This window comes from Paraglaciecola psychrophila 170 (genome assembly GCF_000347635.1).
In the GTDB taxonomy this organism is placed as follows: domain Bacteria; phylum Pseudomonadota; class Gammaproteobacteria; order Enterobacterales; family Alteromonadaceae; genus Paraglaciecola; species Paraglaciecola psychrophila.
In genome coordinates this window covers 615,365-638,119 of record NC_020514.1, presented here as the reverse complement: position 1 = coordinate 638,119, position 22,755 = coordinate 615,365, and the positions used below count along the sequence as shown (strand labels likewise).

The following is a 22,755-nucleotide window of genomic DNA, read 5'->3' as shown; positions in this document are numbered from 1 at the left end:
TTGGTTATATTTTATGACGGTAATATTACATAAAAACACAGTCAGTCTGGGCCTGCAATTGTAAGAATAGTGTAAAAGACAACGGTCAAAAATAGATTATCTGTTAAAGGCTTTAAACAGGCGTTCACACTTAATTTACAGTAATGATCCATAGTCATTTTTTATGTCATTTTTTGATAAAACAGTACATTTTATTTGCGCTATCTGGCCATTTAGTATGTATTATTAAATCAAGCATAAACACATGGCGTTTAATCTTCTTCTGAATTTTTAGTAACAACTCCTGCAATTCTGTTTATATACCCTACACCACCCCGCTCGGCTTGACCCGTTAAGGACTTTACTCATGCGTTCACCTATTTCTTACCTATCAATCATATTGCTAATAGCTTTGACTAACAGTTGTTCTGAGACTGAAAAACAGTCTCAACAAATGCCGGCACCCGAAGTGGATGTTAGCCAGCCCATTCTGGCTGTAATTACTCAATGGGACGAATACACTGGGAGATTTGCTGCGGTCAACCAAGCACAAATCAGAGCAAGAGTGAGTGGATATTTACAACAAACTACATTCAAAGATGGTCAATCAATCAACAAAGGGGATGTGTTATTTATCATTGATCAACGCCCATTCAAAATTGCTTTAAAAAGTGCTGAATCACGGTTTGAATTAGCAAAAAAAGAGTTGGACAGAGGCAAAGATTTACGCAGTAAAAATTCATTATCTCAAGAAGAAGTAGATAGCAGAACCAATGAGTATCAACTCGCTTGGGCAGCCCTTGAAAATGCCAAATTGGAGATGGAGTTCACTGAGGTTAAATCACCTATAGATGGCGTTGTTTCAAGAGATTTAGTGAATGAAGGTAACCTTGTGACTGGTGGTACCAACGAGGCAACATTGCTAACCACCGTGGTGTCACTGAATCCTATTCATTTCTATTTTGATGCAGGTGAACGAGACCTTTTAAAATATATACGCCTGAGCCAGTTAGACAAACGTGAGAGCTCTCGGACTAAATCCCATCCAGTGCAAATACGCTTGCAGGATGAGCAAGAGTTTAGTCACTTTGGCGTTATGGATTTTGTTGACAATCAAGTGGATCAAGGCACGGGCACTATTCAAGGAAGAGCTATTTTAGATAATCCAGGTGAATTTATTTTACCCGGCATATTTGGTCGCATGCGATTGTTATCCCAAGAGAATGTGTCTGTTATGTTGGTGCCCGATATTATTATTGGTACTGATCAATCACGTAAGTTTATCTATGTGGTGACCGCTGATAATAAGATAGATCGTAAATTTGTTTCCACTGGTGAGTTACAGACCCAAGATTTGCGGATTATTACTGAAGGTTTACTCCCCAATGACAGGATATTAGTCAATGGCATGATGCGTGCTCGACCGGGGGCTGTTGTGTCGCCGAAACAAGTCGATATTGCTAGTCAATACAGCTACTAACTGGGAATAGACACATGAACTTTTCGCAGTTTTTTATCTCCAGGCCTAAGTTTGCGTCTGTTTTAGCCATCATTGTATTAATCATTGGTAGCCTTGCTTACCAAACATTGCCTATCGAACAATATCCACAAGTTGCTCCACCGACTATTCAGGTGACCGCGTCTTACCCCGGAGCCAATGCCGAAATTGCTGCACAAACAGTTGCCACACCCTTAGAACAACAGATAAATGGTGTGGAAAACATGCTGTATATCTCTTCTCAATCTACCGCAGACGGAAATGTCAGCATCACGGTTACCTTTAAGTTAGGTACCGATTTAGATACCGCTCAAGTGCAAGTACAAAACCGCGTGGCAATCGCTGAACCACGTTTACCTGAACCGGTACGACGTATCGGTGTAACTACTATTAAAAATTCACCTGACTTGATGTTAGTGGTGAATATGTTTTCACCCAATGGCACCTATGACCAAACCTACATAGCCAACTATGTGACGTTACAAGTACGTGACCAATTAGCGCGTATTCAAGGTGTTGGTAACATACTCGTATTTGGAGCCAGTCAATATTCAATGCGTGTGTGGCTTGATCCAGACCGCATAGCTTCAATCGATATGACGGCAGCAGAAGTAATTAGTGCATTACAAGGTCAGAATATTCAAGTGCCAGTGGTACCTTAAATAAATCCCCTATTACCCAAGGACAAAACTGCTTTTGAACTCAGTGTGCAGACGCAAGGGCGACTTCGTTGAGCCAGAACAATTTAACAATGTAATTATCAAAAATACTGGCGGCAGAATTGTTCGCTTTAAAGACGTAGGTAGAGTTGAGTTAGGCGCCGAAAGTTATGCTACACGAGGCTATTTGGGTGATAAAAAAGCCGTGGCTATGCCTATTTTTCAGCGACCGGGTACTAATGCGTTAGAAACCGCAGCGACAATTCGCGGCATCATGGAGACGTTATCCGCTAACTTCCCACCAGACTTAGCCTACGATATTGCCTACAACCCCACCGAATTCATTAGTCAGTCAATCGATGCAGTTGAAATCACCATCTATGAAGCCATAGGTTTAGTGGTATTGGTGATACTGGTTTTCTTACAAAACTGGCGAGCGGCAATTATCCCGATTATCGCCATACCAGTTTCCCTCATTGGTACGTTTGCGGTGATGAGTGCCCTAGGGTTTTCACTGAATAACCTGACCCTGTTTGGGTTGGTGCTAGCCATAGGCATTGTGGTAGACGACGCTATAGTCGTGGTCGAAAACATGGAGCGTTTATTATCCCCAAGGTAAAAAGCCTATGCAAGCAGCACGTGAAACCATGCGCGAAGTAGGAGGCGCAGTCATGGCGATAGGCTTGGTGTTGGTAGCAGTATTTTTGCCCACGGCTTTTGTCGGTGGCATTTCAGGGCAATTCTATAGTCAATTCGGTATCACCATCGCAGTAGCCACGTTAATTTCCGTGGCGGTATCCTTAATTTTAAGTCCTGCGTTATCCGCGGTGTTACTCAAGCCCCACGAGCCGACTAAACAAAACCCTGGTTTGTTAACTCGCCTTGGCGCTGCTTTTAACCGGATGATGGACAAAACCGCGCAACTATATGGAAGACTAACGGCCAAACTCATACGTCTAGGTGCACTCATGTCTCTTGTCTATGTAGGGCTAATGGTATTGGCCGGTTATTTGTTTACCTCTGTTCCACAAGGTTTTATTCCCGCACAAGATCAAGGTTACTTAATTGTTAGCATTCAATTGCCTGCAGGTGCTTCTTTGTCTCGCACTGACGATGTAGTCAAAGACGCAGTAGACCGACTATTAAACATTGACGGCATTAGAACCTCTGTCGGCTTTGCTGGATTTTCTGGTGCTACCTTCACCAATGCATCTAATTCTGCAGCTATCTTTACCATGATGGATTATTTTGATGAGCGCTCAGAAAAAGGTTTAACCTTCGATCAAATTTTCGCAGAAGTGCAACACCAGATGTCACAAATCAAAGAAGCTTTTGTAGTCGTCATTCCGCCACCTGCGGTGCGTGGAATTGGTAACGGCGGAGGCTTTAAAATGATGATTGAAGACAGAGCCGGTCGTGGTCTTCCCGTTTTAGAACAAGCAATGTGGCAATTGGCTGGAGCGGCAAATCAAGCACCTGCCACTCAGAATGTGTTTAGTTTGTTTGAAACCAACACGCCTCAACTCTATGTTGATATAGACCGAGAACGGGTCGAACGTCTAGGTGTGCCGATATCAGAGGTATTTAGTGCCCTGGAGATATATTTAGGTAGCGCCTTTGTGAATGATTTTAGTTACCTAGGCAGAACCTTTAGAGTCACAGCTCAAGCCGATGCGCCCTTTAGAATGACATCTGATGACATTGGCCGGATTCGAGTTAAAAATGCATCTGGTGATATGGTGCCACTTAACTCTGTGGTTACGTTCAAAAACCAATCAGGTCCGTCGCGTGTGCCTAGATACAACTTATACCCCGCTGCAGACTTATTAGGTAGCACCGCCCCGGGATTCAGTTCTGGTGAAGCCATTGCTAGCATGGAAAAACTTGCTGCAAAAATATTACCTGATGGCATCAGTTTTGAATGGACAGAGCTGGCATATCAGCAACAAAACGCCGGTAACTCAGCGAGCATCGCGTTTATAATGGCGGTAGTATTTGTATTTTTATTATTGGTAGCCCTATATGAAAGCTGGACCTTACCTTTAGCGGTTATCCTGATTGTGCCTATGTGTCTACTCAGCGCTATTGCGGGGGTGTGGTTAATGGGCATGGATAATAATATTCTGACCCAAGTGGGCTTGATTGTTCTAGTCGGGCTTGCCAGCAAGAATGCGATTTTGATTGTTGAATTTGCCCGCCATCTAGAGCAACAAGGGACGCCTCTTTACGAGGCTGTCGTTGATGCGGCTAAGCTTAGGCTGCGACCTATCCTTATGACTTCATTTGCGTTTATTCTAGGCGTTATCCCATTGGCTATCGCAACGGGTGCAGGTGCTGAGATGCGTCAGGCATTAGGCGTCACTGTGTTTAGTGGCATGTTAGGCGTAACGTTCTTTGGCTTAATATTCACACCTGTTTTTTATGTACTATGCAGAAAGCTGTCTATGTTCGTTAAAGGGCAAAAGTTGGATGAAAACGGCTGCGTACCAGTAAAAATCACTGACTAATTTTATGCTATAAACAAAAAAAGGTGGCTGTACCAAACAGCCACCTTTTGTATTAAGTTACTTTTAGTTAACGTTACAATGGGATGACGCGTAGCTCAACACGTCTATTTGCTTGACGACCTTGAGCAGTAGCATTATCTGCTATCGGCTTACTCTCACCCATTCCAAGCGTCTGCAAACGGTTAGCTTCAACACTGGTAGCTTGCAAGTAAACGGCTACACTGTTTGCTCGTTGCATCGATAATTTTCGATTAGAGTTTACATCGCCAACAGAGTCAGTGTGCCCCTCGATACTGAGCTTCGTCTTGTCGTAACGATTCAACACTTTTGCAACGTCTTCTAAGACTGGATAAAAACCCGTTACAATTGCATCGCTACCTGTAGCAAAAGTAATATTACCGGGGATCGATAAACGGATGCTGTCGCCTTCTCGATACACTTCTACGCCACTGTCTGCGAGTTCTTCCCGAAACTCTTCTTCTTGTTTATCCATATAACTACCTATGGCACCACCCGCTAATGCGCCTAACGCTGCGCCCCAAACATAACGTTTTTTATCATTATCGCCGGTGCCTTTACCCACCAAGGCCCCTATAACTGCGCCAATCCCAGCGCCTTTTTGTGTATTACTAGTATTAGACGCACACCCGGATAAGATAAAGGTTGATAACGCCACTGCAATCATAGTTTTTTTCATGTCTATTCCTAATTAACTAACAATCTGAATCCCAACGGGGATGCACAATGTGTTCCAAGAAAATCAATTCATAGCACAAATTGATTACGTTCAAATTTTGCCCAACAGCTCTTTTTTTAACTAACGAGGTAAACTTGCATAGTGCTTACTTTATAGAAAAAAAGCTTAATACAGCGAAGTGAAATAGGTTCTAAATTACTGCTCACAAGTACAGATTACTTCATCAAAACACTGTTACAAGCCAAAGAAGATAACATCTACTGCAATTATCGCATGTCTCGTACCTTATATCATACAACGCGTATCACATGTCGACGCCACTTATCGTTTACTTGGGATGGGGGATGACCTTCCATAAGGAAACCACAAAAATTAAAGCCCACTTTGAGAGCCCAGTCGACCCTCATTATGCTCCATTAAGAAGTTGCCTGTGAGAAGTTAACCGAAGTGATTAAAGACTATTTTATTACCGTCAAGATCACGAAAGTACGCACCATAAAAAACATCAGGAATACGTTGTCCAGGTTCGCCATCGCAGGTTGCGCCCAAGCCTATTGAGCGATGATACATTTCATCACATTTTTCTTTTGAACCCGGAGCGATGGCTAGTATATTGCCGTTACCGCAGTTTTGTGGTTCCTCATTGTAGGGAGTACAAGTGGCTAGCAATGGTTCAGCCATACTTTTACCCATAAAAATAATACGATCCATTTTTATCAGCGTTTTCGCGCTAATAGTTCGTTATAAAAGGCTTCTGATTTATCTAAATCTGTGACACTGATGGTGACATAAATGAGCATATTCATGCCTTCTTTATTATAATTAAAATGGTTTATATTAGGTATTTATTTGACTACATCAGGTTAGTTTAAGCAGGTCAATAAGCGTCTGCATATGTCGGTAATGAGCAATTAACTGACTTTGCCCCTCATTAACTTAATAACTGATTTAGATACAAAGTAGGTCTGAATTTTTATACATCTTTACCAAAAAAGTACACTAAATGTAAGGCATACACTCATTGTCTGATTGTGAAGCGAGCCTAAATTTTTCTAAGTTGTTTTTAGGTGAATTTGACTACTGAAAAACTCTTTTAAAAAATTAAGTAATAACCTAAGTTTTTTAGCGTTGGCTGTCCCAGGAGGAAAAACCCCGTAAACATTGATGTCGCTAAGTGAATAATCATCAAGCACGGTCTCTAAGGTGCCTGCTTTCACTTTTGGCCAAGCGTCGTAAGTAGGAATACGTCCCAAGCCATGCCCCGCTTCAACAAACGCGGTACGTGCAGCCGCATTATTGGTGCTAATGCCGCCTTTCGTAGTCACACTAAACGAACGATTGCCCTTGGTTAGAGTGACGACAACCGGGGTTAATTTATAAATCACCCATTGATGATGACTTAAATCAGCAGGGCTTTTTGGACGTCCATATTTAAGAAAGTACTCCGGTGCAGCACAAAGACACGTTTGTAGGGTGGCAAGTTTAGTTGCTTGCAAACCTGAGTCAGGCAAAGGTGCCCCACGAATAGCTAAATCGATACCCTCTTTCATAATATTAACCACTTCATCAGTAAGCATGACATCAAGCTCTATTTTAGGATAAATTTTCTTGAATGCATTAAGGGCTGGTACAACAGTCTGCAAGCCAATATTGACTGGGCAGGTGATTTTAAGTAATCCAATCGCTTCGTTTTTAAAGTTTTCAATTTGCTGATTAGCTGCACTCGCTTGTTCAGCAATAACGCGACAGCGTTCATAATAAGCTTGACCAGCTTCAGTAAGGTTAATCGAGCGGGTAGAACGATTCAGAAGCTTAACTTCAAGTTGGGCTTCCAGCTTTTTCAAATGATAACTGACCACCGCTCTAGATAGTCCAACATGTTTAGCAGCTGCACTTAAGCTACCTTGTTCAATCACTTGAGCAAATACAACCATGCTTTTTAGCTGTTCAAATGAGACATCCATACACACCACCAAAAATTAAAAAACCAATTGTATCAATTATTAATACAATGATGTCAATTTTATCTGCATTGTTCAGATTGATTCATGAGCATATAGTGGGACACAGAAAATTAAACAGTCGATAACAAATACGGAGCACTTATGACTAAACATATATTAATGGTACTGACTTCACACGATGAGTTGGGCGACACCGGTAAAAAAACAGGCTTTTGGATTGAAGAATTTGCTGCCCCTTATTACGCATTTATCGATGCGGGTGTTGCAGTAACACTGGCGACTCCAAAAGGTGGGCAAGCACCTATTGATCCAACTAGCACACTTGAAGACTTCCAAACATCGGCCACAGAACGTTATTATGCCGATGCTGAATCACAAGCTAAAATTGCTACAACAGTAAAATTGTCTTCGCTTAACGAGAGTGAATTTGACGCGGTGTTTTATCCAGGCGGGCATGGTCCATTATGGGATCTTACTGACAACCAAGACTCAATCACCCTAATTGAAAACTTTCTAAGAGCAGGCAAGGCCGTTGCTACGGTTTGTCATGCCAGTGCTGCCTTACTCAATGTAAAACAAGCCTCTGGTGAGTTTGCGATTAAAGGAAAAGCAGTATCCGGCTTTACTAACGGTGAAGAGGAAGCAGTGCAATTAACAAATGTTGTACCTTTTTTACTTGAAGACGAATTGATTAAACGCGGCGGCGAATACCAGAAAGCACAAGACTGGCATGCATTTGTAGTACAAGACGGCCTTATCATCACCGGTCAAAACCCAGCAAGTTCAGCATTAGTAGCTGAAAAATTACTGACTCACCTTTCAGCTTAATGGCTGTAGTTGAGCTACAAGTAAACCGGCTTAACTAATCTGTTTTAGATAACTACAGGATTAAACATGTTAAATTTTGATTTTCAAAACCCAACCCGTATTCATTTTGGCGAAGCACAAATTAAAGCGCTTTCAAAAGGGATCCCATTAAACGCTAGAGTATTACTAGTTTACGGTGGTGGCTCAATTAAAGGCAATGGCGTCTATCAACAAGTGATTGATGCCCTTGGTGAACATACTTGGTTTGAATTTTCAGGCATAGAGCCAAATCCAACCTATAACACGTTGATGAAAGCGCAAGAAATTATAAAAACACAAAAGATTGATTATATACTTGCAGTCGGTGGTGGCTCAGTCGTTGATGGCGCCAAATTTATTGCCGCTGCTGCATTGTTTGAGGGCGACGATCCTTGGGATATTCTCGCTAAAAATCATCCGATCACAAAAGCATTACCTATTGGCGCGGTATTAACCTTGCCTGCTACAGGCTCTGAAAGCAACGGCAACTCAGTGGTAACCAGAGAGGGTAATAAACTACCTTTTTCTAGTCCTCTAGTCCGCCCATTATTTGCTGTGTTAGACCCCAGTGTGACGTTGTCATTATCGGATCGTCAAATTGGAAATGGTGTGGTTGATGCGTTTGTTCACACCATTGAACAGTATCTAACGTATAACGTTAATGGCAAAGTGCAAGACCGCTTTAGTGAGGGGTTATTGCAAACCTTGATCGAAGAAGGGCCGAAGGCATTAGCGCCTGACACCAAAGACGACTTAGAAGTTAGAGCTAATATCATGTGGTCGGCGACTATGGCATTGAATGGCCTTATTGGCGCAGGTGTGCCACAAGACTGGTCAACACATATGATAGGCCATGAATTAACTGGCGCTTTTGGCATCGACCATGCGCGTACTTTATCCATCGTATTACCTGCGGTAATGAAAGTGCGCCGTGAGCAAAAGCGTGAAAAATTACTGCAATATGCAACCCGTGTTTGGCACATAAACGAAGGTGATGACAACGCCCGCATTGACCAAGCAATCCGTCTAACTGAAGACTTTTTCAAACAGATGCAAGTCCCCATACGTTTATCTGATGTGGACCTTGGCGGTGATGACATTGATTTACTGATTGATAGATTAAAACAGCACGGCATGACAGAGCTTGGCGAGCATGGCGATATCACAATAGATATAAGTCGCGAGATATTAACCCAAGCAGTATAAGCACTTCTGGCGTGTTAAAATCTTAACACGCCACTATTCTATATTTTTGATTAGCCCTTCTTTCTTCGTAAAAACTTGATATTATTAAATTCAGATCAATAAATTTCAGATATTCAATATCAAATTTAAATTTAAATTTTAGTAGATTATTTTGACCTCTTTTGACATGACCGATCGTAACTTCAACCACAATACATTTAATACATTCAAAACATCATTTATTATCTTTGCACGCAGCGCTGCTGCTTAATATTTCATCTAGGAACGAGCATGTTTGCCCTGAAAGTTATATGTCTACGAATTTATATGATTATTTTCAAAGGCATTACTGTAATTTTACCGTTTAAATAGCCAAAGATTTTTGATGGCCCAGGTTCTTCTCTGGAACTGTGCCGATATATTGCCGCAGTGGGTCACAAAAAAGTATTACTAGTCACCGATCCATGTTGGTCAAACTGGGATTGTTAGATGCTATGCAGGCGGAGTTGGAAAAGTTAGGCGTGACAGTTGTAATATACGACGGTGTAAAACCAGACCCAACTATCCAACAAATTGAAGCTGGTATTAGCGTACTTAAGGACAATCACTGCGAAGCAATACTGGCGGTGGGCGGGGGTTCATCTATTGACGCGGCGAAGGTCATTGCAGCTCGAGGTAAAAGTGATAAGTCTATTGCTAAAATGGCGGGGCTTTTCAAAATTTATTTCAGTGGTACTTTGCCCCTTTATGCCGTTCCAACTGCGGCGGGTACTGGCTCTGAGGTAACTATTGCTGCCGTAGTTTCAGACCCAGAACAACAACGTAAATTACCCTTAATGGACTTAAAACTGATGTCTATCGCCGCAGCATTAGATGGGGAGCTAATGGCTGGCTTGCCTGCTCATATTACGGCAGCGACCGGAATGGATGCATTAACCCACGCTGTAGAAGCGTACATATCTCGTAATGCCCTAAAACGCACCGATATGCAAGCGATTGAAGCCACCCAACTTATCATGGCAAACTTAGCAACAGCGGTAACCAATGGCAGCAATATAGCGGCTAGGCAGGCGATGGCAAAAGCATCTAATCTCGCAGGCATGGCATTCACACAAGCAGGGGTCGGCTACGTGCACTCTATTGCACACAATTTTGGCGCGCTTTATCACACGCCACATGGCCTAGCTAACGCGATAGTTATGCCGTATGTACTGGATTATTCGAAATCTAAATGTGCGAATCGACTGGCTGATTTAGCTAAGGCTTGTAACATCGGCTCAGCTGACGGCAATAATGAACAGCTAGCAGACGCTTTCATTCATCACATTAGGGAAATGCAGCAAAAGTTTGATATTCCAGATAAACTGGCTGCTTTACAGCAAAAGGATATTTCGCAAATCGCCAGTGCCGCCCTAAAAGAAGCACGCTTTACTTATGCGGTACCGCGGTACATGCACAAGGCCACTTGCGAAGGCTTAATTAGCCTGATGCTAGTGTCGTAAACAGCTAGAATTTTATCGTCCCTAAAACGGACATTCAATTTTCACATAAGAAAATGTGGGGCGATTAGAAGTATAATATACAGATAATAACTGGCATCAACGACTCATACTTTATTTAGATACCCTCGCTAATTTAGATAAAATTGGATTTATTTATGTTTTTCGGCTGCTTAAACTAGCGCCTATATGAGCACTAACATAAGATTTCTGATTGCGAGTCAACGCAGGTGTTGAGGTTAGTATTGAGAGCAGTTTAAACACTTGTGCATTCTTACTAATACCTAAAGACTTCTATAGTCGGAACTCATTTCTCGCCACCTTATCTTGTTAATCAGGCTAACTATAAATTCAACAAAATCAGAGCCTGTTGCGTCGATCAGGGATGTGGTTTATTGTTTAAACACTCCTATATCGAGAATAGATAAGATTAATGCATAAACAACTTTTAAGCTGGCTAACTCCATGTAAAGCTTTATATTTAGCTTTACTCACATTACCTATCGGTGCACAAGCCGAGACCCTAATGCTGCAACAACCGGCCATCAGCAAAACTCAGATTGCATTTGTGTATGCCGGTGACATCTATGTTGCCGATCGTCAAGGAAAAAACCCTCAACGCCTCACCTCACACCCCGCAATTGAACAAGCTCCTCATTTTTCCCCAGATGGCAAAACCATTGCCTTTACTGCAGGTTATGACGGTAACGACGATGTGTATTTGATTGATTCCAATGGCGGTCAACCACGTCGCCTGACGTGGCACCCAAGCAGCGATAGGGTAGTTGGCTGGGACCCGCAAGGTAAATCTGTAATGTTCATGTCACCGCGAGAAATGGCAAGTGGCCGCTCAGGACATTTGTACCAAGTAAATACTGATGCTGGTTTTCCTGAAAAAGTGATGCAAGCCTTAGCCTTCGAAGGAGAATTTAATGACAATGGGAAATTGCTTGCCTACCGCCCCTATCGCACTGCGCATATTGGCGCCAGTGGCTGGCGCAATCATCGTGGTGGCAGCACCCCACCCATCTGGATCATGGACCTAGCTAAAAACAGTTACATCGAAGTTCCCCATGAAAATGCTTCTGACACTAATCCTATGTGGATTGGCGATGACTTGTACTTTTTGTCTGACCGCGACAAAACTAAAAACCTATATCGTTATGCTAACGGCAACATTAACCAAGTTACCCAGTTCAAAGATTGGGATATCGCCAGCGCTGATGCCTATGCAACAGATATTATTTATGCCCAAGGTAGTGCTTTGTTTGTGCTTGATACCCAACAAGCTAAAACGCAAAAACTCAGCATAGATATCAAACCAGATTTGCCACAAATACGACCTCAGTTCAAAGATGCCATGCAGGCAATCACTAGTAGCCAATTATCCAGCACCGGCAAACGTGTATTAATCAGTGGCCGCGGTGAAGTCTTTACTGTACCGGTAAAAGACGGCAGTACTCGTAATATTACGGGTACTTCGGGCGTCAGCGAACGCGATGCATTATGGTCACCCAAAGGTGATCAAATTGCTTATATTTCTGATCATGGTGGCACCCAAAAACTGCTGTTAGCAGAACAATCAGGTAAACAGCTAAATACTTTTTCGTTTGGTGACTACCCCGCAGATTTTACCCTACTTCATTGGACTGCAGACGCTAAAAACATTGTGTATTCAGATTCAAATTTAGTTATGTGGGTCATTAACTTAGACTCTTCAAAGCGCCAGAAAATTGATCAACAGCAAAACATGCTAGGTTTCAATAGCGCATTGTCCTTCGACGGCGACTGGCTGGCCTACACTAAAAGTGGCAATAACTACTTATGGGATCTTTATGTTTACCAATTTTCCAGTAAAAAAACGCTGCGCCTGACTGATGGTCTTAGCCATAACGACTGGCCTGCCTTTAGTCGCGATGGAAAATATTTATACTTTGCTTCATCTACTAACGCAGGGCCCAGTAGCTTTGGGCTAGATTTGTCTACTCAGGAACGCCCGCAAAGATTTGGTTTGTATGCTGTAGTACTTCAAGCCGATGGCAAATCACCACTGTTACCTAAAAGTGGCGACGAATCACCAGAAAAACTGGCGGCAAACAAAACTGACAAAAAAGATGACACAAAATCTGCTGAACCCGCACCAATAGTCAAAATTGATGCTAAAGGCATTGCTCAACGTATTGTCGCGCTACCGGTACCGAAACGCTTTTATTCTGATTTAGCTGTCGCTGATGACGGGCATTTATATTTTCTAGAAAATACTCAGGCTGGTGCCAGCATTGAACCCAATGGACGTGCGTTAGATACGGCAGACTTATTAAGATTTAATGCTGAAGATAAAAAAGTTGAAACAGTACTTAACACTGTTGAAAGTTTCAGTTTGTCAGCAGACGGTAAACAAGCACTGCTGGGTTTTGCCAAAAACACATTTAAAGTCAGTGAAGTGGCCAAAAAGTTTGAACCCGAAGATTTGAATACTAATGATGTCAAAGCACTGATTGACCCTAAACAGGAATGGGCACAAATTTTTGCTGAAGCTTGGCGCAATGAGCGTGATTATTTTTACGATCCGAATATTCATGGCCTCGACTGGACCGCTATTTACCAACAATACCTACCACTGCTAAGTCATGTGGGTAGCCGCGAAGACTTAAACTGGCTAATGGTACAAATGATTGCCGAAATGGAGGTGGGACACAATCGTATTTATGGTGGTGATGTACATACAGAAACACCGATTCAAGTAGGGTTGCTGGGGGCGGATATTCGCCTCAAAAAAGGCCAGTACGTAGTAGATAAGATATACACTGGCGGGTCGTGGAATCCTTTTATTACAGCACCTCTGGGGGCTCCTGGAGTAGGTATACAACAAGGCGACCGGATTATTGCAGTCAATGGTGTAACACTACGTAAAGGTGACAACTTCCATCAATTTTTTGTGAATACCGTGGGCAAACAAATCAGCCTAACAGTTAGTAAAGACGGCTCGAACAAAAACGCTAAAGAAGTGGTAGTCGAACCCATTGCCAACGAAAGCACACTGCGAAACTGGGACTGGATTGAATCCAATCGCAAAAAAGTAGATGAGTTAAGTGATGGTAAAATAGGTTATGTATATTTGCCTAATACCGCTTCTGGCGGCTTTACCTATTTTAACCGGATGTTCTTCGCGCAAATTGATAAACGAGCGATGATTATCGATGAACGTCGCAATGGAGGGGGCCAAGCAGCCAATTATATTACCGATGTGCTAAGTCGCGAGTATTTAGCGGGCTGGAAATACCGTTCTGGTGATATGACATTAAGTACGCCAGCTGCAGCTATATATGGTCCAAAAGTGATGATAATTGACCAAGATGCAGGTTCAGGTGGCGACTTTCTACCTTACAGTTTCAAACGTATGGGATTAGGCAAGCTAATTGGCAAAACAACTTGGGGTGGATTAATTGGCATTTCCGCTAATCGCTCACTTATAGATGGTGGCGGTCAAACCGTGCCACACTTTCGCTTCTTTACACCCGATCATGAATGGCGCGTCGAGAATGAAGGCGTAGCACCGGATATCGATGTCGAGCTTGACCCTACGCGAGTGAATAAAGGTGAAGACGCACAGTTACAAAAGGCTGTTAGTGAAGTGTTAGAGCAGCTTAAAACGTTTAAGCCAGTGCGCCACGATACTGCTCCAGCCTTTCCAACCAAGCTTGGAAACTAGCGACATCGATTAAAATCGCATTCTCTTTAAGTGGCTAACTCAACATGGGTTAGTCACTAACTAAATGCATCCAAGACATGAATTAGACCCCGACGACGACTTAGTATCTATGCATGTTTTGATAAACAGCAAGGTAACTATTCAATCATCTGTTTAACTATTTGGTTAAACCACAAAAAATACATCTCACACCAAACCGATCTAAAAAATACGTTTACCAATAGCTCTAATTCAAACCCCTGATACTTCTCAATACATAATGATGCTTGGTAGTTGTTACTATTATTGGGTCTAATAGTTACTTACCCAAATTCATGTTGGATACATGATACCAAACGATATCATTTATCCAGGCGGAGCAAAGACCATGCAAATAACGTTTATAGATGCTGAAATACCCGAGCCAGGCACACTGCAAAAAGTGGCTCCCGGCATATTTTGGTTGCGCATGCCATTGCCCTTTGATCTCGACCACATTAACTTATATTTACTGGAAGATAATCAAGATGGACAAGAGGGTTTTGCGTTAATCGATACCGGCATTGGCACCCGCGAAACAGAAGAGCTGTGGGATACGATACTCGACATCTTAGGTAAGCCAATTACTAAAGTGATTGTTACCCATATGCATCCTGATCATATTGGTATGGCAGGCTATTTGGTAGAAAAATTTCGACTTCCAATGTATATGAGCCAGGCTGAATATTTCACAGCTCGAGCAATATTCGCCGGCCCTTGCGGCGCATCTGATTGGCAAGATGATGAATATTTAGTGCGCTGTGGTATGTCTGAAGACTATGTTCACAATGCCAAAAAAAATCGCAAAGAGAGCAAAGGGATACGCCAAGTTATTCGACCTATTCCATTGCAATTCTATCGTTTGCAAGCAGGTGAGCATATACGCATTGGTGCACATGAATGGCAGGTGTATATTGGCCGTGGTCATTCACCAGAGCATGTCTGCTTATTTAACAAAGACAGCAACATCTTGATTTCTGGGGATCATGTGTTACCCGGTATTTCGCCAAATATTGGTGTATACAGTACCGAGCCGGATGCTAATTCACTGAAAATGTACTTAGACACTCTGCCACAATTTACTCAATTGCCAGAAGATACCTTGGTGTTACCTTCACATAAACAGCCTTTTCATGGATTACATACCCGCGTTAATGATCTAATTGGTCATCACCATGCCCACTTAGATAACCTTAGAGTTTTTTGTGAGCAGGGCAAAACCATAGAGCAATGTTTACCTGTGTTGTTTAAGCGTAAACTGAACTCTCACAGTATGAATTTTGCGATTGCAGAAGCGTTTGCTCATCTCAATTATTTGTATTTTGAGGGCGAGTTTAGTCGCGAGATCAATGCCAAAGGACAGTTTATTTTTACTCTGAAATAAGTGTTTACCATCAGTAGCCTGGCAAGAATAAAGCTAGGCTACTGTATTAGAAAAACCAACACCATCCCCCGACTTATTCACCTATTACATTTCAATTCAAATTTATGAGTACATAAAAAGCCAATTCGTTCTCCGTATTTGAAATCATCTTTAGACATTATGTTTACTTAAAACACCCATAAAACATGTCACAAATACTCAGATGCAGACAGTAAAAATCACTAGTTTTACGTACTTACCATATGACTATTTAGTGTAAAGTCCATATTAGTAATCTGTAGCGATAAAATATTTTTAATATGAACATTTAGTTTAGGTCTACTATTACGATTCACAAAGAGAATATCATTTTGAATTTTTATGTTCCACGGCAGTGTATTTTAAACAAAAACTTATTGGCTTATGAATTTTTGTTTCGCAATAGTCTAAAAAATAGACATGCTTGTGCTGTCACGGCCAAAATCATTGACGTATTAGTAATTACTTTAGGATTAAAGAGCTTGACCCAAAGTTGGTTAGCTTTTATCTGCTTTAGCCATGACCCATTAATAAATGGCTATTGCTTATCATCAAAACAGTATTTCCAGCCTATCATATCGGCATTAACACCCCGCCCTAGTATTCAGCCCCAATCAGAAAAGATCGACACTTACTCTGGTTGGCACGCCCCTGTCAGTATTGATCAAACACACAGTGAAGCAATATTAGGAGTGTGTAAATGTTAAAATCGAAAACCCAAAAGGAGATGTTGGAGCACGTCTAAAGTATTATTAATACACTGCGGGACCCCTTAATTACAATGGATGAAAATTTAAGGGTAGTCACAGTAAACCGTTCATTTTATACATTTTTTAAAGCCAAACCTGAAAACACAGCCGGGCGACAAATTTTTGAGCTAGGCAATAGGCAGTGGGATATTCACGAACTACGAGAATTACTGCAGCACACCCGTTTTGATGACTATATGGTTGAGCACGATTTTGCCGATATCGGGCGGCGAATTATGCGCTTGAATGCACGCCAGGTAGAACAAGCTGAAGGTAAAAAAGAATTGTTTTATTAACCATGGAGGACATCACTAAACGGGCAGATAAATTAGAGATTGCCAAAGAAGAACTTGCCTTTCAAAACAAAGAGAGAGATGAGCGGGCAGATGAACTAGCCATTGCCAAAGAAGAGAAAGGCAAGCGAGCTGATGAATTAGCCATTGCAAAAAAAGAGAAAGGCAAGCGAGCTGATGAACTAGTCATTGCCAACAAAGAACTTGCCTTTCAAAACAAAGAGAAAGATAAGCGGGCAGATGAACTGCTCATTGCCAACAAAGAGAAGGAACTTCTGCTACTAAAGTTAAAACGTGCCGCTAGTGTGTTTAGCCATGCCCATGAGGGCATCATGATAACCGATGCCACTGCTACTATTACTGAAGTCAACGATACTTTCATCCAAATGACTGGTTACACCTCAGAGGAAGTGCTGGGAGAAAACCCAAGAATGCTTCAATCTGGGCGTCATTCGTCAGAATTTTATGTCGAAATGTGGACTACGTTACTATCACAAGACCATTGGAGTGGCGAGGTATGGAACCGCCGTAAAAATGGTGACGTGTATCCCGAAATGCTTACTATCAGCGCCGTAAAAAATGCGGCAGGTTTAGTGCAGCACTATGTTTCATTATGCACTGACATTACAACGATGAAGGTATATCAAGAGCAATTGGAACACGTAGCTCATTATGACGTATTGACTGATCTGCCTAACCGGGTTTTACTGGCTGATCGTTTAAGTCATGCGATAGCCCTGTGTCAGCGTCGCGAACAGTCATTAGGGGTGGCGTTTATGGACTTAGATGGTTTTAAAGAGGTCAATGACAACTATGGCCATAATGTGGGTGATGAACTACTCATTACCGTGTCACAACGCATGAAAGCCGCCTTACGTGAAGGCGATACGTTAGCACGTATTGGTGGTGATGAATTTATCGCAGTTATGGTGGATTTAGACAACATTGAAGAAATTACGCCTATATTAGAACGTCTACTTCAGGCTGCCTCCGATCCTGTTACCATAGGTAACGACGTCATGCAGGTTTCAGCTAGCATTGGTGTAACACTTTATCCACAAGACGGGTCAGACGCAGACCAACTCATACGTCACGCCGACCAAGCTATGTATGGTGCTAAGCAAACAGGTAAAAACCGATATCGCCTATTTGATACGGCACTTGCTAATGCAAGCAAAATGCAACTAGAAAGTATAAGTGATATTCGCTCAGCTCTGTATAGCCGTGAGTTTGTGCTGTATTATCAACCCAAGGTGAATATGCGCACTGGTGCAGTAATAGGCGTAGAAGCCTTAATCCGTTGGCAGCATCCGGAGCGTGGTTTAGTGCCACCTTTAGAGTTTTTACCCGTCATTGAAGGTCAAGCTATTAGCCTAGAGCTAGGTGAATGGGTCATATCCAGTTCATTGTCACAAATAAGTCAGTGGCAAAGCATAGGAGTCAATCTACCTATCAGTGTCAACATCAGCGGTTACCAGTTACAACAAGGTAACTTCGCAATTCGCGTAGCAGCATTGTTGGCAGCCCATCCTGAAGTAAACCCAAACTGTTTAGAATTGGAAATATTAGAAACCAGTGCATTGCATGACATCAGTAAAGTGTCTGCCACTATGAATGCATGCCACAAGCTTGGTGTACGTTTTGCTTTAGATGACTTCGGCACGGGATATTCATCACTCACTCATTTAAGACGCTTGCCAGCGCAATTGATTAAGATAGATCAGAGCTTTGTGAGCGACATGCTAGAAGATACTGACGATTGCGCAATAGTTGAAGGCGTAATAGGACTGGCCAAAGCCTTCCGCCGTGACGTGATAGCAGAGGGTGTAGAAACGATTGATCATGGATTGGCACTGTTGCAATTAGGTTGTGAGTTAGCGCAGGGTTATGGAATTGCTCGACCTATGCCTGGGGCCGATATTCCACAATGGGTATCTCACTGGAAAGCTGATGATTCTTGGCCGGCATGGGAGCTTATTAAGGACAACCGGACGTGGCCAAACAAAGTTTAAACACTCATAGGACAACTGGCAACTGCAAACGAAGGGTCTAAATTGATCAACTCACAATCTAATTTGACCATTAGCTGAAAGTCGCATCAACCAAACTAATTACTCTTAATCTTAATCTTGCAAGGTTGCCCTCAGTACACAAGTAGTTTCTGTTAATTCTTATTCTCAGCCAAATATCGATTTAGGACATATTTTAGCTGAACATGAACGATTGGTTTGGCCAGATGTGAACCCATACCCGCATCCAATGCCTTTTGAACCTCGTCTTTTAATACCGCAGCGGTTAAAGCCACAATTGGAATGTTGGGATTTATTTGCCTTATTATTGAACAGGCTTCAAAGCCATCAACATTTGGCATGTGTAAGTCCATAAACACCAGATCATAATGTCCGTTTTCAAGTGCATCTATACATTGCTGTCCGTCATCAACGAGATCAACTTGTAGCCCATATGAAAGCAGAATTTGCTGGGCTACCACTTGGTTAATGTCATTATCCTCAGCTACCAAAACATTGCCAACAAATTGTGTTCGCGCCTGTTTAAATGCTTTTTTATTAATGGGGGGCTCTGCAGATACTCTTGGGCTGAGCGTGAAAAAGAACTGACTACCAACTTTATCAATATTATTTACCCATATCTGACCACCCATTTTTTCAACTAAATCTTTTGCAATTTTCAGACCCAAACCGGTACCACCAAATTTCCGCGCGGTGGAATCATCGGCTTGCGTAAATGCTGAAAACACGCTCCTTATTAGCATTTGGAATACCTATACCGGTATCACTTACACAAAATTCAACAGTTTGAATAGTATCTGTTTGATTGCTTATGGTTACGCCAATATTCACTTTACCTAAAGCGGTGAACTTAATCGCATTGTTAACCAAGTTATTCATAACTTGGGTGATACGCGTTGGGTCGCCAATCAGGCTCGCTTTTACGTTATCATCAACGCTAAAGGTTAAATCAATACTTTTTAGTTGTGCCTCTGATTGTAATATGGCGGCAGTATCAACGATTAATTGGTGAACACTAATTGGCACATTTTCAATAATAAGTTTGCCAGCAGTCAGTTTAGAAAAATCTAGAATATCATTAAGGATACGGTGCAACACATCGCCAGAACATTTGATTTTTTTCAAGATGTAAGCGTTGTTGCTCCAACAAATCTGTAGACAACGTAACATCCAAAAAACCTAAAATACCGTTCATGGGCGTACGAATTTTATGGGACATTGTGGCTAAAAACTTAGATTGGGTTTGGTTAGCCTCACGCTCGCGCATCAACGCTTTTTTCATCTCATCTGACTTATCCAGACTTGCTACTAATGCTTTTTCTAAGAAACTGACCAGTGCGAGCACCATAATGGCAACGATCGCGTTTGAAATACTTAATCTTAGCCAAATAGCTTTTTCATAGGGTAAATCAGCAAAGGGAACCAACACAGTGGAGCTGGCGAAAATAATAACAGCAAATAATCGCCAGTAATGTTTGACTAACATCACGGGAAAAATAGTAGCTAACGAAATCAGTGTTGCTGGGATAAGACCATTGGAGAGTATTAATATAAGTGCCAGTGGCACTGATATTAATACCCAACTTTTAGCACACCAATGATTATACTTTGGCCTGATTAAAGCGATGGCAGCTAATATGAACCAAGTAAAGGTTATCACCCAGGCAATCAAAGGGTTATTAAGCTCAGTCATGACAATAATCGCCGAAATAATAAACGCAAAACCTAGCATCACTTTAAACCCAGTAGTGCGCAGTTGCTGCTCTACTTTCGATGAATTATTGAACATTAAACGACATTACTTAAATTTCTGTCTATAGCCACTACTAGCGGTTAAGACGGTTAGCTTTAGCTGATTAATCATTCAGTTATTTAAAAAATCCTAACACGCTTTGATTAATAAGTGTCTCGACCAACTTATGATTTATCTCATAAATTACTTCCAAAGATACATGCAGCACAACTACAATTTATCTAAAACTGATTTTTTTAAATGGGTATCTACCATATTGGCTGAAAAGGTATTAATGTCGTTAAAAGAAATATAAAACTACGCCAAGGAGTCATTACCCATGCAAATCGCATCCATTCTCAGACGCGCAGCACAGATCAATCCCAAGGGGATTGCAACCATCTATGAGGACAGGCAGCAAACCTGGACCCAAATGCAAGATCGCGTCGCACGGCTGGCTGGAGGCTTGCAAAAACTGGGCATGAAATTAGGAGACCGAGTAGCGCTATTGTCACTCAACTCTGATCGATTTATTGAATACTACTTTGCTTCTGTTTGGGGTGGCGGAGCGATGATGCCGATGAACATTCGCTGGGCGGCGGCTGAATGTGCCTATGCGTTGAATGATGCCGGTGCTGAGATCCTTATTGTGGATGAGGCATTTAAAGGCGTCGCTGCAGAACTTAAATCACAGGTTCAGGGTCTTAAAACCATAATCTATTGCGGCGATGCTGAAACGCCTGATGGCATGCAAAACTACGAGGATATTGTCGCATGCAATGCCCCCGTTGCAGATGCGGGCAGAGCTGGTGATGATCTAGCTGGTATCTTTTATACCGGTGGTACAACGGGTTTTCCCAAAGGCGTGATGTTGTCACATACCAACTTCTATGTGGGTGGTGTTGCCAATGCTCACGAACTCAACATGCAAGAAGAAACTATTTATCTACACGCAGCGCCGATGTTTCATATCGCTGATTTAATTTGGTTTAGTGCGGTAACTTTTATGGCGGGAACCCATGTGGTGATACCCATGTTCACACCTGATGGCACACTGGCTGCCATCGAGAAACACAAACCCAGCCAGGTATTGCTGGTACCCGTGATGCTACAAATGGTGATGCAAAGCGACAAGCTGGCACAGACTGATGTGTCATCTTTGCGGCAGATTGCCTACGGTGCTTCGCCCATCACCCAGTCAGTACTGGTGGATGCGTTTAAGAAGTTTCCCAATACCTCTTTCATACAGGCTTTTGGCCAAACAGAGTTAAGCCCTATAGCGTCAGTACTGTCGGAAGAATATCACGTGCTGGAAGGCCCAAAGGCCGGAAAATTGCGCTCAGCGGGACGTCCAACACGCGTTTGCGAAGTCCGAATAGTCGATGCCAACATGCTTGAGGTACCACGCGGCGATGTGGGACAAATCACCGTTAAAGGGCCAACCACTATGTTGGGCTATTGGAACAAACCTGAGGTCACCGCCGAGACAATCCGCGACGGTTGGGTACTAACAGGCGATGCAGGTTATATGGATGAGGACGGCTTTATCTTCCTAATGGACCGTGTCAAAGACATGATCGTCTCCGGAGGCGAAAACGTCTATTCAGCTGAAGTGGAAAATGCAATTGGCCAGCATCCAGCGGTTGCCACGAGTGCCGTAATTGGTATTCCAAGCGAACAATGGGGTGAGAGTGTGCATGCTTTAGTGATCTTACACCCTGGTATCGAAGTGACCGCACAAGCATTGCAATCACACTGTCATACGCTGATTGCCGGATACAAATGCCCCCATAGCATTGAATTCACAACCGAGCCATTTCCATTGTCTGGTGCCAATAAAGTGCTTAAGACCGAGTTACGCAAACCCTACTGGGAAGGACAAGAACGCCAAATATCTTAATACTTTAGCTTACCGGGAGGTATCAGAACTGCGGGTTAACACTTAGCCTGCAGTTCTTTGCATCTGAATTTTTTTAGGACCTCAT

General features: G+C 42.4%; 15 protein-coding genes and 2 pseudogenes. 10 read left to right on the top strand and 7 right to left on the bottom strand.

Going from position 1 to position 22,755, the window contains the following annotated elements; translation table 11 throughout:
- Positions 1–346: 346 nt before the first annotated feature.
- The gene (locus C427_RS02810) at positions 347–1,459 is read left to right on the top strand and encodes an efflux RND transporter periplasmic adaptor subunit (RefSeq protein WP_007636265.1); all 1,113 of its coding nucleotides are present in this window, start codon (positions 347–349) and stop codon (positions 1,457–1,459) included.
- A gap of 14 nt (positions 1,460–1,473) precedes the next feature.
- Positions 1,474–4,643: pseudogene (locus C427_RS28680) on the top strand (efflux RND transporter permease subunit).
- Positions 4,644–4,716: 73 nt separating this feature from the next.
- On the opposite strand, the gene C427_RS02800 reads toward C427_RS28680, so the two are convergent.
- The 4 genes from C427_RS02800 to C427_RS02790 all read right to left on the bottom strand — a co-directional run bounded on the left by C427_RS02800 (position 4,717) and on the right by C427_RS02790 (position 7,304).
- On the bottom strand, positions 4,717–5,340 hold the full coding sequence (locus C427_RS02800) for an OmpA family protein (RefSeq protein ID WP_007636262.1): 624 nt from the start codon (positions 5,338–5,340) through the stop codon (positions 4,717–4,719).
- Positions 5,341–5,778: 438 nt separating this feature from the next.
- Complete coding sequence (locus C427_RS02795; RefSeq protein WP_007636260.1) at positions 5,779–6,051, bottom strand: VOC family protein; 273 nt, start codon at positions 6,049–6,051, stop codon at positions 5,779–5,781.
- Between the two features lie 5 nt (positions 6,052–6,056).
- Positions 6,057–6,146, bottom strand: a complete 90-nt coding sequence (locus C427_RS26940; protein WP_148285879.1) for a VOC family protein — start codon at positions 6,144–6,146, stop codon at positions 6,057–6,059.
- 246 nt (positions 6,147–6,392) lie between these two features.
- The gene (locus C427_RS02790) at positions 6,393–7,304 is read right to left on the bottom strand and encodes a LysR family transcriptional regulator (RefSeq protein ID WP_007636258.1); all 912 of its coding nucleotides are present in this window, start codon (positions 7,302–7,304) and stop codon (positions 6,393–6,395) included.
- A gap of 141 nt (positions 7,305–7,445) precedes the next feature.
- Between C427_RS02790 and C427_RS02785 the strand changes: the two genes are divergently transcribed.
- The 7 genes from C427_RS02785 (at position 7,446) to C427_RS02750 (ending at position 19,020) form a co-directional block, all read left to right on the top strand.
- Positions 7,446–8,132 carry a type 1 glutamine amidotransferase domain-containing protein gene (locus C427_RS02785; protein WP_007636250.1) on the top strand — a complete coding sequence of 229 codons (687 nt, stop codon included), beginning with the start codon at positions 7,446–7,448 and terminating at the stop codon, positions 8,130–8,132.
- A gap of 66 nt (positions 8,133–8,198) precedes the next feature.
- Entirely contained in the window at positions 8,199–9,356 is a 1,158-nt protein-coding gene (locus C427_RS02780; RefSeq protein ID WP_007636249.1) for an iron-containing alcohol dehydrogenase, read from the top strand.
- A 443-nt stretch (positions 9,357–9,799) separates the two neighbouring features.
- Positions 9,800–10,837 carry an iron-containing alcohol dehydrogenase gene (locus C427_RS02775; RefSeq protein ID WP_007636248.1) on the top strand — a complete coding sequence of 346 codons (1,038 nt, stop codon included), beginning with the start codon at positions 9,800–9,802 and terminating at the stop codon, positions 10,835–10,837.
- 430 nt (positions 10,838–11,267) lie between these two features.
- Positions 11,268–14,546, top strand: coding sequence for a S41 family peptidase (locus C427_RS02770; RefSeq protein WP_007636247.1), 3,279 nt, complete (start codon positions 11,268–11,270; stop codon positions 14,544–14,546).
- A gap of 367 nt (positions 14,547–14,913) precedes the next feature.
- On the top strand, positions 14,914–15,948 hold the full coding sequence (locus C427_RS02765) for an MBL fold metallo-hydrolase (RefSeq protein ID WP_187292377.1): 1,035 nt from the start codon (positions 14,914–14,916) through the stop codon (positions 15,946–15,948).
- 799 nt (positions 15,949–16,747) lie between these two features.
- Positions 16,748–17,011 (top strand): PAS domain-containing protein, encoded by a 264-nt coding sequence (locus C427_RS26935; protein ID WP_015430371.1) that lies wholly within the window; start codon positions 16,748–16,750, stop codon positions 17,009–17,011.
- Positions 17,012–17,013: 2 nt separating this feature from the next.
- Positions 17,014–19,020 carry a putative bifunctional diguanylate cyclase/phosphodiesterase gene (locus C427_RS02750; protein ID WP_015430370.1) on the top strand — a complete coding sequence of 669 codons (2,007 nt, stop codon included), beginning with the start codon at positions 17,014–17,016 and terminating at the stop codon, positions 19,018–19,020.
- Between the two features lie 152 nt (positions 19,021–19,172).
- Here the strand turns inward: C427_RS02750 and C427_RS02745 are convergent, their stop codons facing one another.
- The 3 genes and pseudogenes from C427_RS02745 to C427_RS02735 form a co-directional block, all read right to left on the bottom strand.
- Positions 19,173–19,670: a response regulator gene (locus C427_RS02745; protein WP_236613761.1), complete on the bottom strand. Its 498-nt coding sequence runs from the start codon at positions 19,668–19,670 to the stop codon at positions 19,173–19,175.
- Positions 19,665–19,917 (bottom strand): annotated as a pseudogene (locus tag C427_RS26930) (ATP-binding protein); the annotation flags it as partial. The pseudogene C427_RS26930 and the gene C427_RS02745, both read right to left, overlap by 6 nt.
- A gap of 199 nt (positions 19,918–20,116) precedes the next feature.
- Positions 20,117–20,827, bottom strand: coding sequence for a sensor histidine kinase (locus C427_RS02735; RefSeq protein ID WP_007636236.1), 711 nt, complete (start codon positions 20,825–20,827; stop codon positions 20,117–20,119).
- Positions 20,828–21,110: 283 nt separating this feature from the next.
- Between C427_RS02735 and C427_RS02730 the strand changes: the two genes are divergently transcribed.
- Complete coding sequence (locus C427_RS02730; protein ID WP_007636232.1) at positions 21,111–22,670, top strand: long-chain-fatty-acid--CoA ligase; 1,560 nt, start codon at positions 21,111–21,113, stop codon at positions 22,668–22,670.
- Positions 22,671–22,755: the final 85 nt, after the last annotated feature.